We start from the raw sequence: 20,442 nt of genomic DNA, 5'->3' as shown, positions 1-20,442 counted from the left end.
TGCGATGACCGGCGGCCACACCGTTCCGGAATTCAATCCGGGTGCATGAAGCCTGAAAGGCAGGGCAAACGAAGCCCAGGCGGGATGCGGTACAACCCGTCGAGCACGACGTACGGAACAAGGAGGACCGGCGGATGTTCCTTTCTCCGTCGACCTCCATTGACCGGAGGAGTTGTCTTTCGCGTGACTGAGAATGTGTGGAATTACCAGCCGACCTCGGGCCACCTGTCCGGTACGGACCTGACCGGCTACAAGGTCGAGGCGACCGACGGCAGGATCGGCAAGGTGGACAAGCACTCCGACGAGGTCGGTGACGCCTATCTGGTCGTCGACACCGGTGTGTGGATCTTCGGCAAGGAGGTCCTGCTGCCGGCGAGCACGGTCGTCAGGATCGACCCGGAGGACAAGACGGTCTTCGTCGACCGCACCAAGGAACAGATCAAGGGTGCTCCCGAGTTCCACCGCGACAAGCACCTCGGCGACGCCGGATACCGGGAGGAGCTGGGCACGTACTACGGCACCGGCGCACCCTTCGGTGGCCGCCCCGCCTGATCGGCTTCCGCACGATGACGATGGTCCCGGCCCCTTCATGGGTGCCGGGACCATCGTCTTGGCCGCCATTCGGTTCCGGAATCGACACCGCACGGGTGAACGTTCGGATCGGCGTGCGATCGAAACCGGCCTGGTGTGCCATGTTCGGTGGCGGCTGCGAGACAGCCACCGGATCCGACCGTTCACCGCACCTCCTGCAACTCCCCCGCGGGAGCACGGCGCCATGGTCGGGTGCGGCTCTCTGCAGGCAGGCCCGCCCGCCAGGGGCCGGCCGCCACCGACGTTGGAGGAACCGCATGAAGACCCTCCCCTGGGCAGCACGGGGCGTGGCAGCAGTATCGGGCGTGGTACTGGCCGGAGCGCTCCTGGCCCCGTCCGCGGTCGCGTACGGCGGACCCGATCCCAAGGCGCCGGCCAAGCACACCACCGGGAAGAAGGCACCTGCCAAAAAGAAGGCCCCGGCCAAGCAGGCTCCGGCCAAGCCGGTCCTCAAGGAGCAGCAGGGCGGGCAGGGGGCGGGCGGGAAATGTGTCACGAGCCGCGACGTCAGCTCCACCGTGGTCGACTACTCCGGCTCCGGTCTGTTCGAGACGGTGTTCCGCTCCGCGACCGACGATCGGGGGCACGCCTTCCTCAACGACAGCCGCAACCCCGGCGTCTGGATCAACCTCGCCCTGCTCCCCGGCGCGCCCAAGTGCGTCTACGACACCGCCCTGTCCGTGACCGAGGAAAACCCGGGCCACCTCTTCGTCACCGTCCTCGCCAGTAACGGCACTCTGCACCAGGCCGTCTGCACCTCCTCCAGCAGCGCCCCCTTCACCCCCGCCAACCTCGCCACCGCCTGCGCGCCCGGGTTCACGCAACTCGCCGACACCCCCGTCTGACCGACGCACCCCGGGCCCGCGCTTCGCTCGTTCACGCGGCGCGTATCGCGGAGAACGGGCTGTCGTCCAGACCGGCCAGGAGGTCGGCCGGGTCCCGGTAGACGGCGGCGGCTCCCGCGTCCTCCAGGTCGCCGCGGGGGATCCCGCCGCACAGCAGGCCGACGGCGGTCACACCGGCCCGGGCGGCGGCCTTCATGTCCCATACGGTGTCGCCGACGAACACCGCGCGCCCGGACGGCGTCCCGGCCAGTTCGAGCGCGTGGTGTACGGGGTCGGGCGCGGGCTTGCCCCGTTCCACGTCGTCGGAGGTGGCGGTGTCGGTGAGGGCGTCCTCGGCGTCGATGGCCCGGCGCAGGGCGCCCAGTTCGCTGTCCTTCGCGGAGGTGACCAGCAGCACCTTCCAGTCGGCTCGCGACAGCGCCCGCAGCAGGCCGGCCGCCGAGTCCAGGGCGGCCAGCCGATCGAAGTAGGTGGCGTACAGCGTGTCGTGGGCGGCGGTCAGGCGGTCGTCGCCCGAGCGGTCGCGGTCCTCTCCGAGAAGGTGGTCGAGGAGGTCCTCGCCGGGCAGGCCTATCGCCCGGTGGATGTCGTGCGTGGCCACCCGGTGTCCGGACTGGCGCAGCGCTTCCCACCAGGATGTGATGTGGAGGTGGTTGGTGTCCGTGAGGGTACCGTCGACGTCGAAAAGTGCGGCGCGGTTCATGGCGGTGGCTCCTCTGCGGGTGGCGGGTCGGGGTATCGGATGCGCACCATGTGTGGCGTCTTGCCGTGTTCGTGTCCGTGAAACGCAGACCTCGACGGGCCCCTCAACCGCTTGACGTCACCCCCGACCCGACGGGCAGGCATCCGGGCAGGCATCCCAGCGCGTAGCGGGGGCGCAGTCCATCGCGCGGCTGACGCGCGTGTGAACGTCGTCCAGGCGCCGGCAGGCCGCGAAGCGGGCGAATGTCCGTGGGCAAAGGGGTGTGAGAGGTTTCCGGTACGGGGTAGGCGCAGCGCATGATCCCTTCACTGCGCAGTCCGCGCGAAACGGCAGCCGCGCCCGCTCTCGTAGAGGGCCGCGGAACCCTTTCCTCGGCCGTGGTCAAGGCCCTGAGCACCGGCCGGGCGCCCGTCTACGCGCCCGCCGCCGTCCTGCGGGCCGATCCGTGGGGCGAGGATGTGCAGCTGGGCCTCCACCTCTTGTACGAACTGCACTACCGGGGCTTCGAGGGCGTCGCCGACGACCTCGAATGGGACCCGGACCTGCTCCGCCTGCGCCACGCCCTGGAGACCCGGTTCCTCCACGCCCTGCGCGGCGAGCTGGCCGACGCCCCCCGCTCGGTGGAGGAGGCCTTCGCCCCGCTCCTCGTGGAGCCCGTGGACCTGAGCGGCAGCCTGAGTCACCGCCTGGAGACGGAGGGCGAGCTGTGGCAGCTGCGCGAGTACGCGGCCTTGCGGTCGCTGTACCACCTCCGGGAAGCCGACCCGCACGTATGGGTCGTCCCCCGCCTGACCGGGCGCGCCAAGGCCGCGATGGTCGCCATCGAGTACGACGAGTTCGGCGCGGGCCACGCCGACCGGATCCACGCCCGGCTCTTCGCCGACCTGATGGACGACCTGGGTCTGGACCCGGGCTACGGCCACTATCTCGACCGGGCTCCGGCGCCCCTGCTCGCCACGGTCAACCTGATGTCGCTGCTGGGGCTGCACCGTGCGTTGCGCGGAGCGCTCGTCGGTCACTTCGCGTGCGTCGAGGTCACCTCCTCCCCGGGGTCCCGCCGCCTGGCCAAGGCCATGCGCCGGTGCGGGGCGGGCCCGGCCGCCGAACACTTCTACGCCGAGCACGTGGAAGCGGACGCCGTCCACGAACAGGTCGTGCGCCACGAGGTCATCGGCGGGTTGCTGGCCGACGAACCCACGCTGGAGCCGGACATCGCCTTCGGCTGCGCGGCGACGCTCCTGCTGGAGGACCGTCTGGCCGCCCACATCCGCACGGCCTGGGACGAGGGCCGGTCGGCCCTGCGCACGCCCCGGATGTGACGGGGCGGAGCGCGTACGGCCGGTGGTGGCAGCGGCATCGTACGGCGCGTGATGGGTAGACGCCGTGGACCACCGCGGGAAGAGGGCAGAATCATGGGTTGGGCGACATGGACGACGGTTTCGGTCCCCGTGGGTCCCGGCGGCGTCGAAACGCAGGAGAACGGCCGCCTCCTCGACGGAACGCTGGACGTCCGCACGAGCTGGAGGGACGGCCGCGCCCGGATCTCGCTGCGGCCCTCGGGCGGGCCCGAGGAGTGGTTCACGATGGTCGGCAGTCCCGTCCCGTGCCCGACCGCCTACCGGAGCCGCGCCCTGCACGAGGCCGTCGTCGAGGCTGTCCGGCTGGGCGGGGCGGCGAGGCCCGTCGGCCCCCAGGCCGGGCGGGCGGGGTACGCCCCGCCCGCGGCCGCCGCGTGATCGTCCGTAGCCCTTAGCCCCGTGATCGTCCGTAGCCCATGGCGCGCGGCCCGTAGTCGCGTAGCCCGCAGCGCCGCAGGGTGGTAGCGCGGTTCAGCCGCCGAAGACGGTCACGAGCGCCTCGCAGAACGCCTCCAGGTCGTCCGGCTTGCGGCTGGTCACCAGGGTGCTGGTGCCGGCCCTGCAGACGTGGACCTGCTCGTCCACCCAGGTGCCGCCCGCGTTGCGGATGTCGGTGGCCAGGCTGGGCCACGATGTGAGCGTGCGGCCGCGGACGACGTCGGCCTCCACCAGCAGCCAGGGGGCGTGGCAGATCGCCGCCACCGGCCGGCCCGCCTCGAAGAAGCCGCGCGTGAAGTCGACGGCGCCGCTGTTCATCCGCAGCGCGTCGGGATTCGCCACTCCCCCCGGCAGGACGAGGGCATCGAAGCTTTCGTCCGTACGGCCGGTGATGACCCGGTCGACGGGGTAGGTACCGGCCTTGTCCAGGTGGCGCATGGCCTGGACCTCACCCGGCTCCGTCGAGACCAGTCGCGGGGTCCAGCCGGCCTCGACGACCGCCTTCCAAGGCGCGGTCAGTTCGACTTCCTCGACGCCTTCGATCGCCGTCAGGAATGCGATGCGCACCGTACCCACATCCTTTCGTGTCGCAGGGATCCGGTTGAGCTCCGCGGCTCCGCGCAGGGGGTTCGCCGCAGGGGTCGCCCGGGGTCGTCGGACCTCGTAGTCCCGCTACCAGCGGTACCAGTGGCCACCGCCGCCGCTGGGGCGGGCGACGAAACCGATCAGCCAGATGACCAGAACGGCGATCGCGACCCACCACAGGATCTTGACGGCGAAGCCGGCGCCGAACAGCAACAGCACGAGGAGAAGGACGAGCAGGAGAGCAATCATGGTTTCCACCTCCGGACCGGCGCCTGCCCGGTCCGGCGGACCGTATGCCAGGACGGCCGCCGGACCGATTCCGGCGGCCACCCGCCGGGCCGCCCGTCATTCGGCGCGACGCGGGGCTCGCGCGGGGGCCGCGGGGTTTGGGACGGTCGGCGCGGGACAGCCGCCAGGCATGAGCAGCTCCAGCGGCCGCGGGGCTCCCCGGTGGCTGGCGCCCGTCAGGCGGGCGCGCAGCGTGTTCCGTCGTACGCGGGCGGGGCGCCGCTGGGTGCGCGTGCGGGAACTGGCACTGTGGCAGCGTTCCCTCGGGTTCGCCGCGCTCGGCTTCCTGACGCTGGTGCCGCTGCTGATCGTCGTCTCGGCGGCGGACACCGCCAACGGGCAGGGATTCGCGCAGTGGCTCGGGGACGGGCTCGGCGTGTCGACGTCCGCGCGGCTGGAGATCGAGCGGCTCTTCGCCCTGCCCGGCCAGACCTGGCGGACCACGACGGCCTTCGGCCTGGCGCTGCTGACCGTGTTCGGCCTGTCCTTCGGCACCGTTCTGCAGAGCGGCTACGAGAGCATCTGGGACCTGCCCCCGTCACGCTGGTGGGCCCGGTGGCGGCACGTGCTGTGGCTCGGCGTTCTGATCGGGGTGCTCTACCTGTCGGCGATCTCCCCGCCCTGGCGCCACTCCCCCGCCCGCGGGTTCGTCACCGTCGCGATCGGCACCCTGTTCTTCTGGTGGTCGCAGCGCCTGCTGCTGGCGGGCCGGATTCCCTGGGCGGCCCTGCTGCCCGGCGCGGTGGCCACCATGCTGGGGCTGCTCGGTCTGCGGATCTTCTCCCGTCTCGTCTTCTCCCCGCTGATCGCGTCCAGCGCCGTCACCTACGGCCCCTTCGGCACCGTCCTCGTGGTCCAGTCCTGGCTCCTCGGCGTCGGCGTGGTCGTGTTCGGCGGCGCACTCGTCGGCAGGCTGCTGCACGAGGAACTGCCGCGCCGCGCGAGCCCCGCGGACCAGGATGGCTGAGGCCCCCCTTGACCGGTCCGGCTACGGTGGCGGCCGCGGCCCGGTGCTGTTTGGCTTGGGGGGTCCACACTTTCCCCCACCCCACCCGAGGACGGTCATGAGCAATGACAGCGGGCCGAGCGAACGAGCCCGGGAGATGCGCGACAAGGCCCAGGAACTGGAGCAGGCGGCCCAGCATGCGACGGATCCCGCGGAGCGGCAGCGGCTGAGGGACAAGGCCCTGCGCATCCGTGAGAAGAGCGAGGAGCAGAACGGCCCGGGCAGCGGGACCATGGATCCCATGTAGGCGCCAGCCCGGGTGGTGCGGGGGCCCGGCCGTCATTCCGCGTCGTCGTCCTCGTGGGTCATGGCCCGCTCCTGCCGCCGCCGCAGCTCCTCCGGGGTCCTGCCGGGGACCGGCTTGCTGGCCTCCGGGTGTACCGGGTCCGGGCCGGGGTGCTCCTGCACCTGTTCCTCGCGGCCGATGCCGGGCTCCTGGCGCTTGTGTTCCATACCCTTCATGGCAACTGCTCCTCATGGGTTTCCTGGATGGGGGCTCCCTGCGGCCCGGGCGGGCGGGGAGTGAGGTGGTACACGGCGTACGCCCGGTCGATGACGGGCATGGCCACGTTGCGGACCCGGACCCCGCCGGCCGTCATCCCGTGTTCGGTGCCCAAGTGGGCATGTCCGTGGACGGCGAGGTCCGCACCGATCTCGTCGATGGCCTCGGCCAGGAGGTAGCTGCCGAGGAACGGGTGGATCTCGGGGGGCTCGCCGGCCAGGGTGTCCGGTACCGGCGAGTAGTGGGTCAGGGCGATCCGCAGGGCGGTGCCGGCCTGTACCAGGTCGGTGAGCGCGCGGCGCAGCCCGTCGGCACACGTACGGGAGTGCCGCATGAAGGCCTTCATCTCCGGTTCGCCGAAGTCGCTGCCGCAGCGCCCGGCGTACCCTCCGCCGAACCCCTTGGCCCCCGCCACCCCCACGGTGGTGCCGTGGAGGTCGAGCACGGCAGCTTCCCCTTCGAGGACGGTGACCCCGGCCGCGGCGAGGATGGCTGTGACGTCCCGCGGCCGGTCGCCGTGGTGGTCGTGGTTGCCGAGGACGGCCAGGACGGGCACGGGCAGGCCGCAGACCTCACGGGCGACGACGGCGGCCTCCTGCGGGGAGCCGTGGCGGGTGAGGTCACCGGCGAGGAGGAGCAGGTCGGCGTGGTCACCGAGGGTCTCGAAGGCGGGTCGCAGGGTCCCCTCGCCGCCCGGCGCCAGATGGATGTCCCCCACGGCCGCCACGCGGATCACGGCAGGTCCTCCTCGCGGTCGGGCGGGCGTGCGCTGACGACGGTCAGGTCGTGGCGCCAGGCCAGCGGGTGCAGGGCCTCCCCGGCCATGCGCAGGACCGTCTCGCGGCAGTCCGGGGTGGAGACCGGCCCCCAGACGAGGACCGTGGGGCCGCGCAGCTCGACGCGGACCCCGAGTTCGGCGATTCCCTCGTGCGCGAGCCGGTCACGCAGGTGCTGGGCCTGGTACTCGGGCTGCGTGGGATGGTGCGTCGTCATGGCGTGCCTGCTTTCGGGGCTCGATCACCCGCAGGCGTTCGAGGAGGTAGAGGAAGGCGTCGGGCAGGGGCTCGTCGCGGTGGCGGCGGTCGAGGAGGCCCCAGTCGATGCGTTCGCGGAGCATGCGGGCCATGGGGAGCAGTTCGGCGAAGTCGCAGTAGTGCTCGCACAGCGCGGTCAGGCGGCTGTCCATGAGGTCGGTCGGGGCGAGGACCGGCATGTGGACGGAGTCCACGGCGCGGACGTCCGCTCGCCGGAGGAGCTCCTCGGCGACGGGTCTGCCGGCCAGGTCCAGGATGAGGTCGATCTCCTCCTCGCCGTCACGGCCCTTGATCAGCCAGTCCTCGGGGGCGTCGACGACGGTGATGCCCGCGCCGGTCAGCGCGGCCACGGCGGCCGCGGCGTCCTCCCGGCGGAGGCAGAAGTCCGTGTCGTGCCGGAAGCGGGCCGGCAGGCCGTGGGCGAAGGCGGCGACGCTCCCGGCGAGCGCGAAGGGCACCCCGGCTTCCTTGAGGAGCGCGCCGACCCGCTTGGTGGTCTCCAGGATGGCCTGCGTGTGGTCGCGTGGAAGGCCGTCGGATCCGCTCACGGCTCACCTCCCCGGAGGGGCGGATTTGCCGCCTCCGCCCGCTCCCGCGGTCGCGGCGGCCAGGGGCGGTGTGCCGGTGCCGGCACCCCGGTGGAGGCCTTCGAAGAACTCCGCGACGGCCTCGGTGGCGGTCACCGCCGGCGCCCAGCCCAGTTCCTCGCGGGCCCGCCCGGCGTCGAGCAGGGGCAGCCGCAGCACGGCGTCGAGGAGTCCGGGGGCGGCCGGTACGAGGTGCATGCGCCAGGCCGCGGCGAGTGCGGCGCGGGCGGCGCCCGCGGGGAGCGGCACCGTACGGGTGTGCAGGATGTCGGCGATGGCGGCGGTGTCGAGCACCGGGTCGGCCACCAGGTTGAACGGGCCGTGGACCGGGCGTACGACGGCTGCGCGGTAGGCCTCGGCGGCGTCGTCGGTGTGCAGGGCCTGGAAGCGCAGGCCGGACACGGCGGGGAGCGCGGGCAGCAGGCCCGGCCGGATGAGGCGCCACGGCAGGAGCGGGCCGGCGAAGATCCTGCGCTGCTCACTCGCCGACTCTTCCTGGAAGAGGAACGCCGGCCGCATCCGCACCAGCCGCATGGCGGGGTGGGCGAGCTGGAAGCCGTCGAGGTATCGCTCCAGGTAGGCCTTCTCGCGGGTGTAGGCGGCGCCCGGCCAGCCGTGGGTGGGCCAGGACTCGTCGACGGGGCGTCCGTCGGCGGGGCCCGGTGAGTACGCGCCCACGGACGAGGCGTGCACCAGCACCCGCACCCCGGCCCGGGCGCAGGCCTCGAAGACCCTGATGCTGCCGAGCACGTTGGTCTGCCAGGTCGCGACGGGATCGTGGGTGGGCTGGAACTTCCAGGCGAGGTGGACGACGGCGTCCGCGCCCGCGAAGAGCTCGGTCAGCCCGTCGCGGCCGGGGTCGATGTCCGCGGCGGCCCAGCGCACGCCGGGGATGCGGAGGTCCGGCAGCCGGCGGGCGACGCCGAGCACGTCGGTGACCGTACGGTCGCCGGCCAGGGCGCGCACCACGCTGATGCCCGCGTTGCCGGTGGCTCCGGTGACGACGACCCTCATGACGCCCACCGGGCCCTTCCGCCCGCGCCGTGGCGGAATGACCTCCCCTGAGCGGGGGCCGGGTCCGGGTTGGTGAAGGTGCGCCCGGCCGCCTCCATCCGCAGGGCCTCCAGCACGGACGACTGCCGCCCCGCGCGAGCCAGGAGCCGGTCGAAGGCGGCCAGGTCCAGACGGGGGTCCGTGACCGCGAGGACCCTGAGCGAGCGCCACATCGACGCCTTGCCCTCCACCCCGAGACGCATGGCTTCCAGTTCGAGGACGTCGCTCAGGGGTGAGCGCTTCACCAGTCTCCCGTTGAGCTTGAGCCTGGCCACCTTCTCCCCCATGCGGCCCGCTGCGACCCTCGGCCACTGCGCGGGCACGTCGAGTGCGGTCATGAACTCGCGCAGGCTCTCCCTGTCCTCGGCGATCTCCTGGGCGAGCTCGGCCAGGGCCGGCCCCGCCGGCGTGCGTCGGTGCGTCCTGGCCATGCGGCGGATCAGGGAGACACCGCTTCCGGCGCCCGCGAGGTGGTCGTTGAGATAGACCGCCACGAGGCGCTGCGGGTCCGGAGGGGAAGCGGTGCGCGATCGTGCTCGCGAGCCGATGGTGTGGGTGTTCATGGCATGTCCGATCCGCTAGGTGCCGGCAGCGGTTCCGCGGCGGGAACGGTGTCCTGCTCGGAGAGGGCCTGGTCGGGCAGGGCCGGTCGTGCGCCACGGCCCCACGAGGCTCTTCCGTCGTGACCTCGTGTGCCGCTCCGTCGTGACCTCGTGTGCGGCCCGGTGGGACTGCGCGCGGCCGTGGCCGACGGAGCGGTCGTGTCCCTGCCGGCCGGATGGCCGCGTGCGCGCATCACGCAGGACCGCGCTTCGGGGCCGTCCCTCGGGTCCTCCGGGGTTCGGTTGGCGCGTGCCCCCGGACACCCGGTACAAACCCCGGGATCGGGCGGGTCCCGGCCGACGGCATGAAACCGGGGATGCCGGGCAGGCGCTCACCCATGACTGACGACCGACCGGCCGGGCGACACGGGTCCGCGCCATGACGGGCGACGACGCGAGGCTGAAGGCGATCGCGGCGCTGGTGGGCCTGCGCGGCGGCGTCGGGGCGGACTACGTCTCCGAGCTGCTGGGCGAGGTCACGCCGGACCGGTTCACGGTGCCCGTCGAGGCGGACGCGGCGGAGATCGGCCTGTCCGTGCTGCAACAGGTGTCGGGACCCGTCAATTCGCTGATCAACGGCTTCATCCTGGCCTTCGAGGTGCTGGCGGACGCCTATGAGGAGATGGGCCCCGACACGTCCACCGAGGAGGTCCTCCAGGAGCTGGCCCTGCGCATCGCGAGTGAGCCCGACTGAGGACCGCCCGACCGGGTTGAAGCCGAAAGTGACCTCGTTACGGTCCTTGAGCGGCTTGCGTTCCAGCACGTTGGGACCCCTGCCGATGTAAAAGGTGCCCGTCATCATGGGCGCGGCGCCTGCCGGGCGCGGACCGGCTGGGCTGGGCGCGGAGAGGATCTCACCCGCCCGCCACGCGCAGGCCCGCTCCGCCACGCCGCAGCCCCCGGCCGGGTGGGCCCGCCCCGTCACGCCCGCAGGCCCACCCGGCCGGGCGTGGGCCGTCAGGGCGCGGGCGGGAACCTGTCCCAGGCCCGGTGTCCCGCCAGGGCCTCGGCGGCCGCCCGCACCGCCTCCGTACCGCTGTCGCTCACGATGACGCCCGGCCCCTCCGACGGTGCGATGCCCGCGGCTTCGAGGACGGTCTCCGCGCCGTTCCATCCGCCGACCGCCTTGCCGTGTCGATAAGCCTCGGCGAGCAGGAGCACGACCCTCGGGTCGGGGGCAGCCTTCCCGGTACGGCCCATGTCGCCGGTGTTCCCGGCCTTGGCGTCCCGGGCCCCGTGGGCGTCGGCGGCCGGTGCGGGTGCGCCGGCGGTCAGGACGGCGTCGAACTCGACGGAACGGGCCGTGGCGAAGGTCCGCTGGACCTCGACGGGATCGCCGTCCGCATCGAGCGTGCCGCCCGTCGGTGCGATGACCAACGGCACCATGCCCGCGTCCAGGACGGCCTGCCGGGCGGCGCGTACACCGTCCGGGTCGGTGCTCCCGTCGGCGACGATCCCGACCACACGGCCGTCCGCCGGCCAGGTTCCGCCCATCTGCGAGAGCGCCGGACTGGCGTCCGCGGCGACGAGGGGAACAGTCGCCTTCGGCGCCGGCAGGCCGAGGCCCTCGGCGACGTCCTCGCACAACCGGGGATCGATGTTCGCCAGCACGGCGAGAGCGCGTTCCTTGACCGGCTGCTCGACGCACTTGTTCAGTTCGAAGGTGTACGCGGCGATGATGTGTTCGCGCTCCGTCGGGGTCATGCTCAGCCAGAAGAGCCGTGGCTGCGTGAAGTGGTCCGAGAAGGAGGCGGGTGCCTCGCGGACCTTGCTCGCCTCGGGCACCCGTACGGGCGCCTCGACGTACGCGCCCGTGTCGGCTCCGGCCAGGAAGGGGCAGCCGCCGTCCAGGCTGTTGGGCCGGTACGGTGCCACTCCGGTGTGCACCGCGCTCTGGTGCATGCCGTCACGGAGCATGTCGTCGACGGGGGCGTGCGGCCGGTTGACCGGGAGCTGACCGAAGTTCGGGCCGCCGAGCCGGCTGATCTGGGTGTCGAGGTAGGAGAAGAGCCGGCCCGCGAGCAGCGGGTCGTCCGTGACGTCGATGCCCGGAACGAGGTGGCCGGGGTGGAAGGCCACCTGCTCGGTCTCCTCGAAGTAGTTGTCCGGGTTGGCGTTCAGGGTCAGCAGGCCGATGGGCTGCACCGGGGCCCGCTCCTCCGGAACGAGCTTGGTGGGGTCCAGGAGGTCTACGCCTTCGAACGTCTGGTCCGGGGTGTCGGGGAAGACCTGGATGCCCAGCTCCCACTGCGGGAAGGCGCCCGCGTCGATGGCCTCGGCGAGGTCCCGGCGGTGGAAGTCCGGGTCCATGCCGCCGATCAGCTGGGCCTCCTCCCAGACCAGGGAGTGCACGCCCAGCCTCGGCTTCCAGTGGAACTTCACCAGCGCGGTCTCACCGGCGGTGTTGACCAGGCGGAAGGTGTGGACGCCGAAGCCCTCCATCATCCGGTAGGAACGGGGAATGCCGCGGTCGGACATGTTCCACAGGGTGTGGTGGGTGGCCTCGGTGTGCAGGGACACGAAGTCCCAGAAGGTGTCGTGGGCGCTCTGCGCCTGCGGGATCTCCCGGTCCGGGTGCGGCTTGGCCGCGTGGACGACGTCGGGGAACTTGAGCGCGTCCTGGATGAAGAACACCGGGATGTTGTTGCCCACCAGGTCGAAGGTGCCCTCGCCGGTGTAGAACTTGGTGGCGAACCCGCGGGTGTCGCGTACGGTGTCCGCCGAGCCCCGGGATCCGAGGACGGTGGAGAAGCGGACGAACACCGGTGTCTCGGCGTCCTTCGCCAGGAAGGCGGCCTTGCAGACCTCACCGGCGGTTCCGTACCCCTGGAAGACGCCGTGGGCGGCGGCGCCGCGCGCGTGCACCACCCGTTCCGGGATCCGTTCGTGGTCGAAGTGGGTGATCTTCTCGCGCAGATGGTGGTCCTGGATCAGCACCGGTCCGCGTGCGCCGGCCTTCAGCGCGTGGTCGCTCTCGTACAGCCGAGCCCCCTGCGCCGTCGTCAGGTGGCCGCCGCTCTGCGCCGGGGGGCCGCCGCCGGTCGGGCCGGGTGTCACTTCGGAGTTTCCGTCTGTCATCGTTCCTCCCAGGGGCAGTTCGGGTGGGCGCCGTGTTCATCACGGGCCGTGTCCATCAGGGGGCGAGGAGCACCTTGACGACGCCGTCGTGCTTCTTCTGGAACATCTCGTAGGCGTCCGGCGCCTCTTCGAGCGGCAGTCGGTGCCCGCTGCCGCCGGGCGGCACGTCCGCGTACTCGACCGCCTGCCACACCGCCTGCCACGCGGTGGGCAGGACGTCGGGCAGGTGGACGAAGCGGGTGTTCCCCAAGGGGACGCGCAGGTACTGGGCCTGGCCGCCCGGCACTTGGCCGTGGAGCTTCGTGTAGCCGAGGAGCGGGGCGCCGGTGCCGAGCACCCCGTAGAGATGCGGGTCGGAGCCGCACAGGCCGGTGGTCCTCACCCTGATGACGACGTCGTCGGCATCGCGGACGGCGGGGTCCGGGACGGTGTCGACGCCTACGTCCCGCTTGCCGTGCCAGGCAGGTGCCCTCATCCCGTCTCCTCACCGTCCGTCGCGGCCACGTCCCGTGTGCCCTTCGGCGCCTGCCCCCCTCGGGGCGGCCGAACCGGGAACGGCGGGTCTTTTGCCGCGGGGGGGCCCGCGGACCCCGATGTTCACAGGGCGGGATCGCGGGTAGGCGCCGCCCATGATTGCCTCTCTGCCCCTCGCGGCCTGCGGTTTCCCGGGCCGGTCAGGAGGTGCCCCGTGCCGGGCACTGCCTTGACGTACACCGATCCCCTGCCCCGCCTGATCGCGCTTCCGGGCGTGTACCGGCCGCAGGCCGATACCGCGCTCCTCGCCGGAGCGCTCGCACGGGAGCCGCTGCGCTCGGGTGCGGAAGTCATCGAGATCGGTACGGGTACCGGCGCGCTCGCGCTGCACGCAGCGGCCAGGGGCGCCGAGGTCACCGCGGTCGACGTGGCCTGGCCCGCCGTGCTGGCCGCCCGGCTGAACGGATGGCGCTGGCGACTGCGGCTGCGCGTCCTCCACGGCGACTTCGCCGCCCGGACCCGGGGCCGGCGTTTCGACCTGGTCCTGGCCAACCCGCCCTACGTCCCCTGCCCGGACGCGCGGGTGCCGACCGGCGGGGCCCGGCGCGCCTGGGACGCGGGCAGGGACGGACGGGCTGTCATCGACCGGATCTGCACCGCGGCACCCGCCCTGCTGCGCCCTGGAGGTGTCCTCCTGATGGTGCACTCGGGGATGTGCGGGGCGTGGGAGACCCTTGAGCTCCTGGGGCAGGAGGGACTGTCCGCCGAGGTCACGGAGCGGGCATGGGTGCCCTGGGGGCCGGTGCTGCGTTCCCGTCGGGCCTGGCTCCGGGAGCAGGGCCTGACACGGGAAGACGGCGACGAACGAGAAGAGCTGGTGGTCGTCCGTGCCCGGTACCCCTGAACCCGACACCTCTGAACCCGACACCTCTGAGCCCGACACCTCTGAGCCCGGGCGCACTCCTCGGGTGCCCGCCGACAGGGCTCCCTGCCCCCGGCGGGTGTCCGTGGACCGCGCCGGCCCGGTGCTGGTGGAGGGCCCGGTCGAGATCGTCCTGGACGACGGAACCATCGCCCGGTCGGACCGGTTCATGGTCGCCGTGTGCACCTGCCGCCGCAGCCGTACCTACCCCTGGTGCGACACCAGCCACCGCCCCCGCGAAGGCGCGGCCCCCAGAGGGTCGTCGGCGCCCGGGGAGAAGGAGTCTTGATCAGGGTGCGGGGCGCCCTGACGGCCCGGCGCGCGGGAACGCAGAACCTCGTGGGCTGCGGCCCGGGGACCGCGCGGGGCACTCGCGACGATCGGCGGGGAGGACAGCCCCAGCGCGGCGTTGTCCCTGCCGTCCCGCATGTGGTTGAGCCAACGCTCGTACCTGCTGAGGAAGTCCCGTGCCGAGGAGACGTTCGGAGGCCGGAAGCCGTCCGCGTTGCCGGTGACCCGGCACCGCTGCCCCCGAGCCCGATGAGAAACGCGCGGTAGGCCGCCGGCAAGACGATGCGGTGCTCCGTCTCGGGCAGCGGTCCGCCGCCGCACGTCCGTCCTGAGGGCAGCCCTCTGCCGGTCCCACCGGGCGGGTTCCTGTGCTTACGCGATCAGGGGCAGCGGTTCGCGGGCTTCGTGCCAGGCCGCCGGGAGGGAGGCGACGCCCGTGCGCGCGGCGATGACCCCGCCCGTGATGGCGCAGGTGGTGTCGATGTCGCCGCGTCCGGCGACGGTGGACCACAGGCCCTCGTGCAGGTCGTCGAGGTGGCCCGCCGCGCACCAGAGGGCGTAGGGGACGGTGTCGGGCGCGGACATCCGGTAGCCGGAGCCCAGGACCTCCGCCGCGTGCCGGACCGAGGTGTGCTGCGGCATTCGGGCCGCGGTCCGGACTCCGGAGCGGACGTCGCCGACCGGGATCCGTTCGGCGACGGACCGGAGGAAGTCCGGCCTCGCCGGGGCGGCCCCGCCCCGGCTGCGGGTGGCCAGCGCCGCGGCCACGGCGACCGCCACCGCACCGGCGACGGCTTCCGGGTGGTGGTGCGAGGCCTCGCTCTGCCGGGCGGCCTGCTCGGCAACGGCCTCCAGGTCTTCGGCGAGCCAGGCACCGAGGGGGGCCACGCGCATGGCGGAGCCGTTGCCCCAGGAGCCCTGGCCCCCGAACTGGCCGGCGACCACTTCCTGCCAGGCTTCGCCCGCGCCGATCCGGCGGAGCACGTCGTGCATCGAGGCTCCGTAGCCGCGGTGCGTGTCGTTGGCGTAGGCCTCGGCGAGACGCAGGGCGAAGCGGTCCTGGTCGACGGCCCCGCCGCCCGCGGCCAGTTCCCGCAGGAGTACGAGCGCCTGGGCGGTGTCGTCACTCCACTCCCACAGCGCCTCCGGGGGCAGGATCCGTGCCTCCAGGGCCGCCTGGCCCTCGCGGCGCAGGATCCCGAACCAGCGGTCACCGAAGGCATCACCGAAGGCGAGACCAGACAACGAGTCCAGCGCGGCGACAGGCAATTTGATCATCAGGCCAGTATGACGGGGCACCGGCATCCCCGACACCGTGATTTCGGGGCGGCGGCCATGCTGCCGAGGCCACAGGGGCTCTGCCGCTCACCCACCGGCCGGTACACCCTCCCCGCCGGCCCCGGTCACCCCGGGCTTCGCCGGGCGGAGTCCGCGAGCCGTTCGGCGAGGGCCTCGACGAGGCCGCGGAGCTCATGCGGGCGTTCGATGACGAAGGGCCGGTCCATCGAGGAGAGTACGGCGGGCAGCCAGTCGAGCCGGTCCACGCGCAGTTCGACACGGCACCAGGCCCCGGTCCCCGTGCTCGCGCCGGCCGGGCGAGGGATTTCCGTCACGAGGGCGATGCCGGAGGGCAGTAGGTCGTGGACCTGCGCGGTCGTCCCCTGGACACGCAGGCTCACCTCGTACCGGTACGGAACCGTGGCCAGCGCTGTCAGGACGCGCTCGGCCGGATCGATTCCGACGGGCGGTTCGAACGATCCGGGCAAGATCCTCACACTGGTGATGCGGTCCAGTCTGAAGGTCCGGTCCTGACCCGCCGAGAGATCCGCTGCCGTTACGTACCACCGGCCCGAGTGGGCGACGACCCCGTACGGGTGCAGGGTGCGCTCGCTGCGCCGGCCGTCGCCCGCGGTGTACCGGATCGAGACCGGCCGGTGGTGGTGCACCGCATCGGCCACCGGGAGGAGGACCGCGGGTTCCGGGGCTGCGGCCGCCCTGCCGGGCGGATCCGCGAAGGCGAGCGAGCCGAGCACGGCATCGAGGCTGCGGCGCAGCCGTTCGGGCAGCACTCGCCGGATCTTCGCCGCAGCCGTCTCGCTCGCCGTGTCCGTGGCCGCCGTCAGGCCCGATCGGCGAGCGGCGACCAGGCCGAGCAGCACGGCGAGCGCCTCGTCGTCGCTCAGCATGAGCGGGGGCATGCGGTATCCGGGGGCGAGCCGGTAGCCGCCGTAGCGGCCGCGCACCGACTCGACGGGCACGTCGAGGTCGACGAGCTGCTGTGCGTAGCGCCGTACGGTGCGTTCGTCGACGTTCAGCCGATCGGCGAGTTCGCGCACGGTACGGGTACCGCCCGACTGCAGAAGCTCCAGCAGGGTGAGGACACGGGCGAGGGGGCGGGGCATACCGGGAAGTCTCCCGCACATACCGGGCGGGTTCCGCCCGGTATTGGTCGTAGCGTGCGGTCACCAGCACCGACCGGCCAGAGGAGAACATCCGTGGACTTCGTCTCCATCCGCATCATCACGGGCGATGTCGCCCGCCTCGTCGACTTCTACGAGCGCGCCACCAAGGTGTCCGCCACCTGGGCCAACGAAGACTTCGCGGAGCTCAGAACCGCCTCGGCCACTCTCGCGATCGGCAGCACCCGCACGGTCCCCCTCTTCGCCCCCGGCTCCGCCCGCCCGGCCGACAACCACAGCGTCATCCTCGAATTCCTCGTTGACGACGTGGACGGCGTGCACAAGAACCTGAGCGGTTTCGTGGACGACTTCGTCAATGAGCCCACCACGATGCCCTGGGGCAACCGCTCGCTCCTCTTCCGCGACCCCGACGGCAACCTCGTCAACTTCTTCACCCCGGTCACGCCGGCCGCCATCGAGAAGTTCGCTCCCTGAAAGCAGCACGGCGGACGGCCGTCTCCCGTTGGGCGGCCCAACCGTTGAGCGCGGTACTCGGCTCCCCAGGATCGGGGCCGGATCACGGCGATTGGCCCCGGCCCCGACTCCGGCCCCGACCCCGACCAGGGGTGCGGGATGCCCAACAGGTACGACAGGACCGCCCGGTTCCGCGGGGCAGCCGTCACCTTCGCGTCACGCTTCTGATGGATCGTGACACTTCGATGCCGCTAGGGGGGCGGTGCACACGACATAGGCGTACGCCGAGGCCTCGCCGGCGGAGGTGTTCCTCACGCCGCCCTCCCAACCCGCCTCTCAGCGGAACCGACGCACGAGCAGGACAGACCGGAAATCCGTCCACCACCTCTCCGGAGACCAGGTCCGCCCGGCCCCCGAACGCCGGGCCGGCGCCGGCTCAGGTCAGAGCCCACGACCACGTGCCGTCGGCGGTGACGAGGCAGGCGAGGACCACGACGTCGGCCACGCCCAGGGCGATGGCGAGGCGGGCTCGGCCGGGCCGGGCCGTGTGCTGCCACAGGGCGAGGGTGCCGAGGCCAACGGCGATGGGGCCGAGCAGCAGGTTCATCACCAGCAGCCCGACCAGGCCGAGGACGAAGGCGACGACGGCCATCGCGTCGGCGTCGCGAGTGGAGGTGCGGGTACGGGTACGGGCCGGAGCCCTTACGCCGGTCCGAGGGCGCATCACAGACCCTCCCGACGCCGTTCGGGACGGTGCCGCGACAGCCGTTCGCGCGCGGCGAAGAGCAGCAGCCAGACGGCGATCGCGCAGCCGCCGGCCACACTGACCGGCACGGGCACATGGGCCACGGCTCCGAGGACGACACCCAGGACGAGCAGTGCGCCTACGAGGAAGAGCACCGGGGTTCCTCCTGTCTTCAGGGAACGGTCGCCCCCCGGGTACCCGGACCTGCCCACCTCAAGCCGACGGCCGGCCGCCTGCCCGGGGATTCCGCCCCGGCGGGGGTGGCGACGTCACCACGCCCCCGGTGCGCCGAGGCGGCCTTCGCCCGGGGGTGCGCGGATGCACAATGGGCCCGGTGAGGCGACGTGGCGATGGCTGAACGCATGATTGACGTGGATGGCGTCGAACTGTGCACCGAGCCCTTCGGAGACCGGGCGGACCCCCCGATCCTGCTCATCATGGGCACCGGCGCTTCGATGCTCTGGTGGGAGGAGGGCTTCTGCCGGATGCTCGCCGAGGACGGCCGGTTCGTGATCCGCTACGACCATCGCGACACCGGTCGATCGGTCACCCGCGAGCGTGGTCGGCCCGGATACACCGGCGCGGATCTGGCCGGCGACGCCGTCGGTGTGCTCGACGCCTACGGGATCCCGGCCGCACACGTGGTGGGCGTCTCCGCCGGTGGGGCGCTCGCCCAGTTGATCGCACTCGACCGCGCCGACCGGATCCTCTCGCTCGTTCTGATCAGCACGTCCCGCGCCATACCTGGCGGCCGAGAGCTGCCCCCGCCGGCCGAGGAGTTCATGCGCTTCGTATCGTCAGCGGAGGCCGACTGGTCGCACACCGCCTCGGTGATCGATTACCTGGTGGAGTACGCGCGTGTGCTCGCGGGAAGCCGGCGTCGGTTCGACGAGACCGCCGTCCGCGACCTCGTCCGTCGGGACGTCGAGCGTGCGCACCACTTCGCCGCAGTGCGGAACCACGACTCACTGCCCGAGGGCGAGCGACCGCGGCGCCCCCTGTCGTCGATCGCCGTGCCCACCCTGGTGATCCACGGGACGGCGGACCCGATGTTTCCCTTCGGGCACGGCGAGGCGCTCGCCGAAGCGATCCCCGACGCCGGGCTGTTGGCCTTGGAAGGTGCGGGCCACGGGGTCGACCGAGCCGACTGGGAGACGATCGTCCGCGCGGTCATCGCGCATACCGCTGCGGACGACCACGGCCGGAGCGGTCACCGGAAGAGCCGGTAGGTGTCGCGGGATCAGGTCTCGGCAGTGTCCGCGCGCATCGCCGGAACACGGGTCCGCGGCGCACGGATGTGGGGTGCGAGCGGATCAAGCAACGGACTGTGTCGATCACGGTGCGAGTGCGTAGACGGGCTGGTAGTCGTATCCGGCATCCGGACTCAGCGCCGGATGCACGGCCGGGGTGTGCCCGATGAGAGTCTCGCCGGACACACCCTCTTTTGCCTGCCTGTTCTGCCCAGTGATCGTCCATCGGCGTCACCGTTGCCGACACGGGGCAGTTGGGTGTCAGAAGTCTTCTGGGACGTTCGACTCGGGTGTACCGAACGGCTCGGGGTCACCGGCTTCGACGGCCTCGGACAGGGACCTGGACTCCTGGCCGGCAGGCGGGGGGAATTCGGTCTTGATACGCGAGTTGACGTCGAACACCAGACCGCCCTGGCCTCCGACGGCATCACCGTTCTTGCGCCGCGCGACGATCTCGTGGCGCGGCGACCACATCGCCGCCGACTTGCCGGCCGGGATGGTCAAGGGCCAGACGTCCTGGAGCTCCTGGAACTGCGTGACCTCGTTGCGGCTGCTGTAACCGAGCTCGGTGGACACGCTCGTCTCGATTCCGGCGGAGAACCCCTTCACCTCGATGCCCGCCTTCGCCGTGACACTGATGGTGGTGCGCTTGCTGAACTCCTCGCTCTTCGTCGTGGTCACACCCGTGATGACGGTCTGCGGCGCGCTCTCCTCCACGCTGCCCTGCGAGTTGTCGAAGTGCTTGTGCGGGTAGAAGTTCACGTTCGCCCCACGCAACCAGGATCGTGGCCCGCTTTCCTGAGATGTCACCCCAAGTGCTCTGGCCCACCCTGCCGACGTAGCGCCAACCCTGGTGATACAGCGAGCCACCACTGGCCGGGTTGAAGAACGAGCCGTACAGGTCCGCCCCCCGAACCCCGATCCTCCCACCGCCGCCGGAACTGGTCGATGACCATGATGTCCAACGCCCCGTACCTGACACTTTCGACCACAGCAGATCTCCCTGTCTACGCGATCGATCCGGGCGAGGCCTCCCACCAGCCTCGGGCAGCCCCAATGGGGACCAGACACTAAGGGTTGTCCCGTAACTGCTGGTCACAGGTGAGATGATCTTGGTGTGGCTGGTGTGATCACGGCGTCGGAGCCGTCTTGGATAGCCCCGTTCACGGGGCTGAGTCCGCGCTGTTTCGGGAAGCTGGTGACCGTTTTGCGGCGCG

At 72.1% G+C, this 20,442-nt stretch carries 26 protein-coding genes and 2 pseudogenes; 12 read left to right on the top strand and 16 right to left on the bottom strand.

The window, feature by feature from the left end; all coding sequences use genetic code 11:
- Positions 1-183: 183 nt before the first annotated feature.
- Positions 184-552 carry a PRC-barrel domain-containing protein gene (locus tag AB4039_RS03765; protein ID WP_266844369.1) on the top strand — a complete coding sequence of 123 codons (369 nt, stop codon included), beginning with the start codon at positions 184-186 and terminating at the stop codon, positions 550-552.
- A gap of 296 nt (positions 553-848) precedes the next feature.
- Complete coding sequence (locus AB4039_RS03760) at positions 849-1,436, top strand: hypothetical protein (RefSeq protein WP_266844370.1); 588 nt, start codon at positions 849-851, stop codon at positions 1,434-1,436.
- 31 nt (positions 1,437-1,467) lie between these two features.
- On the opposite strand, the gene AB4039_RS03755 is transcribed toward AB4039_RS03760, so the two are convergent.
- Positions 1,468-2,139 (bottom strand): HAD family hydrolase, encoded by a 672-nt coding sequence (locus tag AB4039_RS03755; protein WP_266844372.1) that lies wholly within the window; start codon positions 2,137-2,139, stop codon positions 1,468-1,470.
- A gap of 296 nt (positions 2,140-2,435) precedes the next feature.
- Here AB4039_RS03755 and AB4039_RS03750 point away from each other — a divergent pair, with 296 nt between their 5' ends.
- Positions 2,436-3,458, top strand: a complete 1,023-nt coding sequence (locus AB4039_RS03750) for an iron-containing redox enzyme family protein (protein WP_442269953.1) — start codon at positions 2,436-2,438, stop codon at positions 3,456-3,458.
- A gap of 93 nt (positions 3,459-3,551) precedes the next feature.
- Entirely contained in the window at positions 3,552-3,875 is a 324-nt protein-coding gene (locus AB4039_RS03745; protein ID WP_442269952.1) for a hypothetical protein, read from the top strand.
- A 93-nt stretch (positions 3,876-3,968) separates the two neighbouring features.
- On the opposite strand, the gene AB4039_RS03740 is transcribed toward AB4039_RS03745, so the two are convergent.
- Both AB4039_RS03740 and AB4039_RS03735 read right to left on the bottom strand, forming a co-directional pair.
- A complete protein-coding gene (locus tag AB4039_RS03740) occupies positions 3,969-4,502 on the bottom strand; it encodes a type 1 glutamine amidotransferase domain-containing protein (RefSeq protein WP_442269951.1) in 534 nt (177 codons plus the stop codon).
- A 105-nt stretch (positions 4,503-4,607) separates the two neighbouring features.
- The gene (locus AB4039_RS03735) at positions 4,608-4,769 is read right to left on the bottom strand and encodes a hydrophobic protein (protein WP_266844379.1); all 162 of its coding nucleotides are present in this window, start codon (positions 4,767-4,769) and stop codon (positions 4,608-4,610) included.
- Positions 4,770-4,938: 169 nt separating this feature from the next.
- Here AB4039_RS03735 and AB4039_RS03730 point away from each other — a divergent pair, with 169 nt between their 5' ends.
- The gene (locus AB4039_RS03730; RefSeq protein ID WP_442269950.1) at positions 4,939-5,775 is read left to right on the top strand and encodes a ribonuclease BN; all 837 of its coding nucleotides are present in this window, start codon (positions 4,939-4,941) and stop codon (positions 5,773-5,775) included.
- Positions 5,776-5,872: 97 nt separating this feature from the next.
- Positions 5,873-6,061: a DUF6381 family protein gene (locus AB4039_RS03725; RefSeq protein WP_266844383.1), complete on the top strand. Its 189-nt coding sequence runs from the start codon at positions 5,873-5,875 to the stop codon at positions 6,059-6,061.
- Positions 6,062-6,093: 32 nt separating this feature from the next.
- Here the strand turns inward: AB4039_RS03725 and AB4039_RS03720 are convergent, their stop codons facing one another.
- The 6 genes from AB4039_RS03720 to AB4039_RS03695 are packed head-to-tail and all read right to left on the bottom strand — an operon-like array spanning position 6,094 to position 9,553.
- A complete protein-coding gene (locus tag AB4039_RS03720; RefSeq protein WP_266844385.1) occupies positions 6,094-6,276 on the bottom strand; it encodes a hypothetical protein in 183 nt (60 codons plus the stop codon).
- A complete protein-coding gene (locus tag AB4039_RS03715; protein WP_442269949.1) occupies positions 6,273-7,052 on the bottom strand; it encodes a metallophosphoesterase family protein in 780 nt (259 codons plus the stop codon). Before AB4039_RS03715 ends, AB4039_RS03720 begins: the two co-directional genes overlap by 4 nt.
- Positions 7,049-7,309, bottom strand: coding sequence for a hypothetical protein (locus tag AB4039_RS03710; protein ID WP_442269948.1), 261 nt, complete (start codon positions 7,307-7,309; stop codon positions 7,049-7,051). Before AB4039_RS03710 ends, AB4039_RS03715 begins: the two co-directional genes overlap by 4 nt.
- Positions 7,257-7,898 (bottom strand): nucleotidyltransferase family protein, encoded by a 642-nt coding sequence (locus AB4039_RS03705; protein ID WP_442269947.1) that lies wholly within the window; start codon positions 7,896-7,898, stop codon positions 7,257-7,259. Before AB4039_RS03705 ends, AB4039_RS03710 begins: the two co-directional genes overlap by 53 nt.
- A gap of 3 nt (positions 7,899-7,901) precedes the next feature.
- On the bottom strand, positions 7,902-8,951 hold the full coding sequence (locus AB4039_RS03700; protein ID WP_266844911.1) for an NAD-dependent epimerase/dehydratase family protein: 1,050 nt from the start codon (positions 8,949-8,951) through the stop codon (positions 7,902-7,904).
- Complete coding sequence (locus AB4039_RS03695) at positions 8,948-9,553, bottom strand: hypothetical protein (protein ID WP_442269946.1); 606 nt, start codon at positions 9,551-9,553, stop codon at positions 8,948-8,950. The genes AB4039_RS03700 and AB4039_RS03695 overlap by 4 nt, the downstream gene beginning before the upstream one ends.
- A gap of 418 nt (positions 9,554-9,971) precedes the next feature.
- Here AB4039_RS03695 and AB4039_RS03690 point away from each other — a divergent pair, with 418 nt between their 5' ends.
- Positions 9,972-10,286, top strand: a complete 315-nt coding sequence (locus tag AB4039_RS03690) for a hypothetical protein (protein ID WP_266844395.1) — start codon at positions 9,972-9,974, stop codon at positions 10,284-10,286.
- Between the two features lie 263 nt (positions 10,287-10,549).
- On the opposite strand, the gene AB4039_RS03685 is transcribed toward AB4039_RS03690, so the two are convergent.
- Both AB4039_RS03685 and AB4039_RS03680 read right to left on the bottom strand, forming a co-directional pair.
- Positions 10,550-12,682: a catalase gene (locus AB4039_RS03685; protein WP_442270027.1), complete on the bottom strand. Its 2,133-nt coding sequence runs from the start codon at positions 12,680-12,682 to the stop codon at positions 10,550-10,552.
- Between the two features lie 136 nt (positions 12,683-12,818).
- Positions 12,819-13,145 (bottom strand): annotated as a pseudogene (locus AB4039_RS03680) (hypothetical protein); the annotation flags it as partial.
- Between the two features lie 213 nt (positions 13,146-13,358).
- Here AB4039_RS03680 and AB4039_RS03675 point away from each other — a divergent pair.
- The gene (locus AB4039_RS03675) at positions 13,359-14,048 is read left to right on the top strand and encodes a HemK2/MTQ2 family protein methyltransferase (RefSeq protein WP_442269945.1); all 690 of its coding nucleotides are present in this window, start codon (positions 13,359-13,361) and stop codon (positions 14,046-14,048) included.
- 97 nt (positions 14,049-14,145) lie between these two features.
- Positions 14,146-14,355: a CDGSH iron-sulfur domain-containing protein gene (locus AB4039_RS03670; RefSeq protein WP_442269944.1), complete on the top strand. Its 210-nt coding sequence runs from the start codon at positions 14,146-14,148 to the stop codon at positions 14,353-14,355.
- Positions 14,356-14,729: 374 nt separating this feature from the next.
- Here the strand turns inward: AB4039_RS03670 and AB4039_RS03665 are convergent, their stop codons facing one another.
- On the bottom strand, positions 14,730-15,635 hold the full coding sequence (locus tag AB4039_RS03665) for an ADP-ribosylglycohydrolase family protein (protein ID WP_266844401.1): 906 nt from the start codon (positions 15,633-15,635) through the stop codon (positions 14,730-14,732).
- A 125-nt stretch (positions 15,636-15,760) separates the two neighbouring features.
- The gene (locus AB4039_RS03660) at positions 15,761-16,759 is read right to left on the bottom strand and encodes a helix-turn-helix transcriptional regulator (protein WP_266844403.1); all 999 of its coding nucleotides are present in this window, start codon (positions 16,757-16,759) and stop codon (positions 15,761-15,763) included.
- A gap of 93 nt (positions 16,760-16,852) precedes the next feature.
- Here AB4039_RS03660 and AB4039_RS03655 point away from each other — a divergent pair, with 93 nt between their 5' ends.
- On the top strand, positions 16,853-17,251 hold the full coding sequence (locus tag AB4039_RS03655; RefSeq protein WP_266844405.1) for a VOC family protein: 399 nt from the start codon (positions 16,853-16,855) through the stop codon (positions 17,249-17,251).
- A 415-nt stretch (positions 17,252-17,666) separates the two neighbouring features.
- Here the strand turns inward: AB4039_RS03655 and AB4039_RS03650 are convergent, their stop codons facing one another.
- Both AB4039_RS03650 and AB4039_RS03645 read right to left on the bottom strand, forming a co-directional pair.
- Positions 17,667-17,954: a DUF4190 domain-containing protein gene (locus AB4039_RS03650; protein WP_442269943.1), complete on the bottom strand. Its 288-nt coding sequence runs from the start codon at positions 17,952-17,954 to the stop codon at positions 17,667-17,669.
- Positions 17,954-18,130, bottom strand: a complete 177-nt coding sequence (locus AB4039_RS03645) for a hypothetical protein (RefSeq protein ID WP_266844407.1) — start codon at positions 18,128-18,130, stop codon at positions 17,954-17,956. The genes AB4039_RS03650 and AB4039_RS03645 overlap by 1 nt, the downstream gene beginning before the upstream one ends.
- 207 nt (positions 18,131-18,337) lie before the next feature.
- Between AB4039_RS03645 and AB4039_RS03640 the strand changes: the two genes are divergently transcribed.
- Positions 18,338-19,204: an alpha/beta fold hydrolase gene (locus tag AB4039_RS03640; protein ID WP_442269942.1), complete on the top strand. Its 867-nt coding sequence runs from the start codon at positions 18,338-18,340 to the stop codon at positions 19,202-19,204.
- A 282-nt stretch (positions 19,205-19,486) separates the two neighbouring features.
- Here AB4039_RS03640 and AB4039_RS03635 read toward each other — a convergent pair whose 3' ends face one another.
- Positions 19,487-19,987 (bottom strand): hypothetical protein, encoded by a 501-nt coding sequence (locus tag AB4039_RS03635; protein ID WP_442269941.1) that lies wholly within the window; start codon positions 19,985-19,987, stop codon positions 19,487-19,489.
- Positions 19,988-20,342: 355 nt separating this feature from the next.
- Between AB4039_RS03635 and AB4039_RS03630 the strand changes: the two are divergent.
- Positions 20,343-20,442 (top strand): annotated as a pseudogene (locus tag AB4039_RS03630) (IS5/IS1182 family transposase); the annotation flags it as partial.

This window comes from Streptomyces sp. M-16 (genome assembly GCF_052114405.1).
In the GTDB taxonomy this organism is placed as follows: Bacteria; Actinomycetota; Actinomycetes; order Streptomycetales; family Streptomycetaceae; genus Streptomyces.
This window is presented reverse-complemented; position numbering and strand designations above follow the sequence as displayed.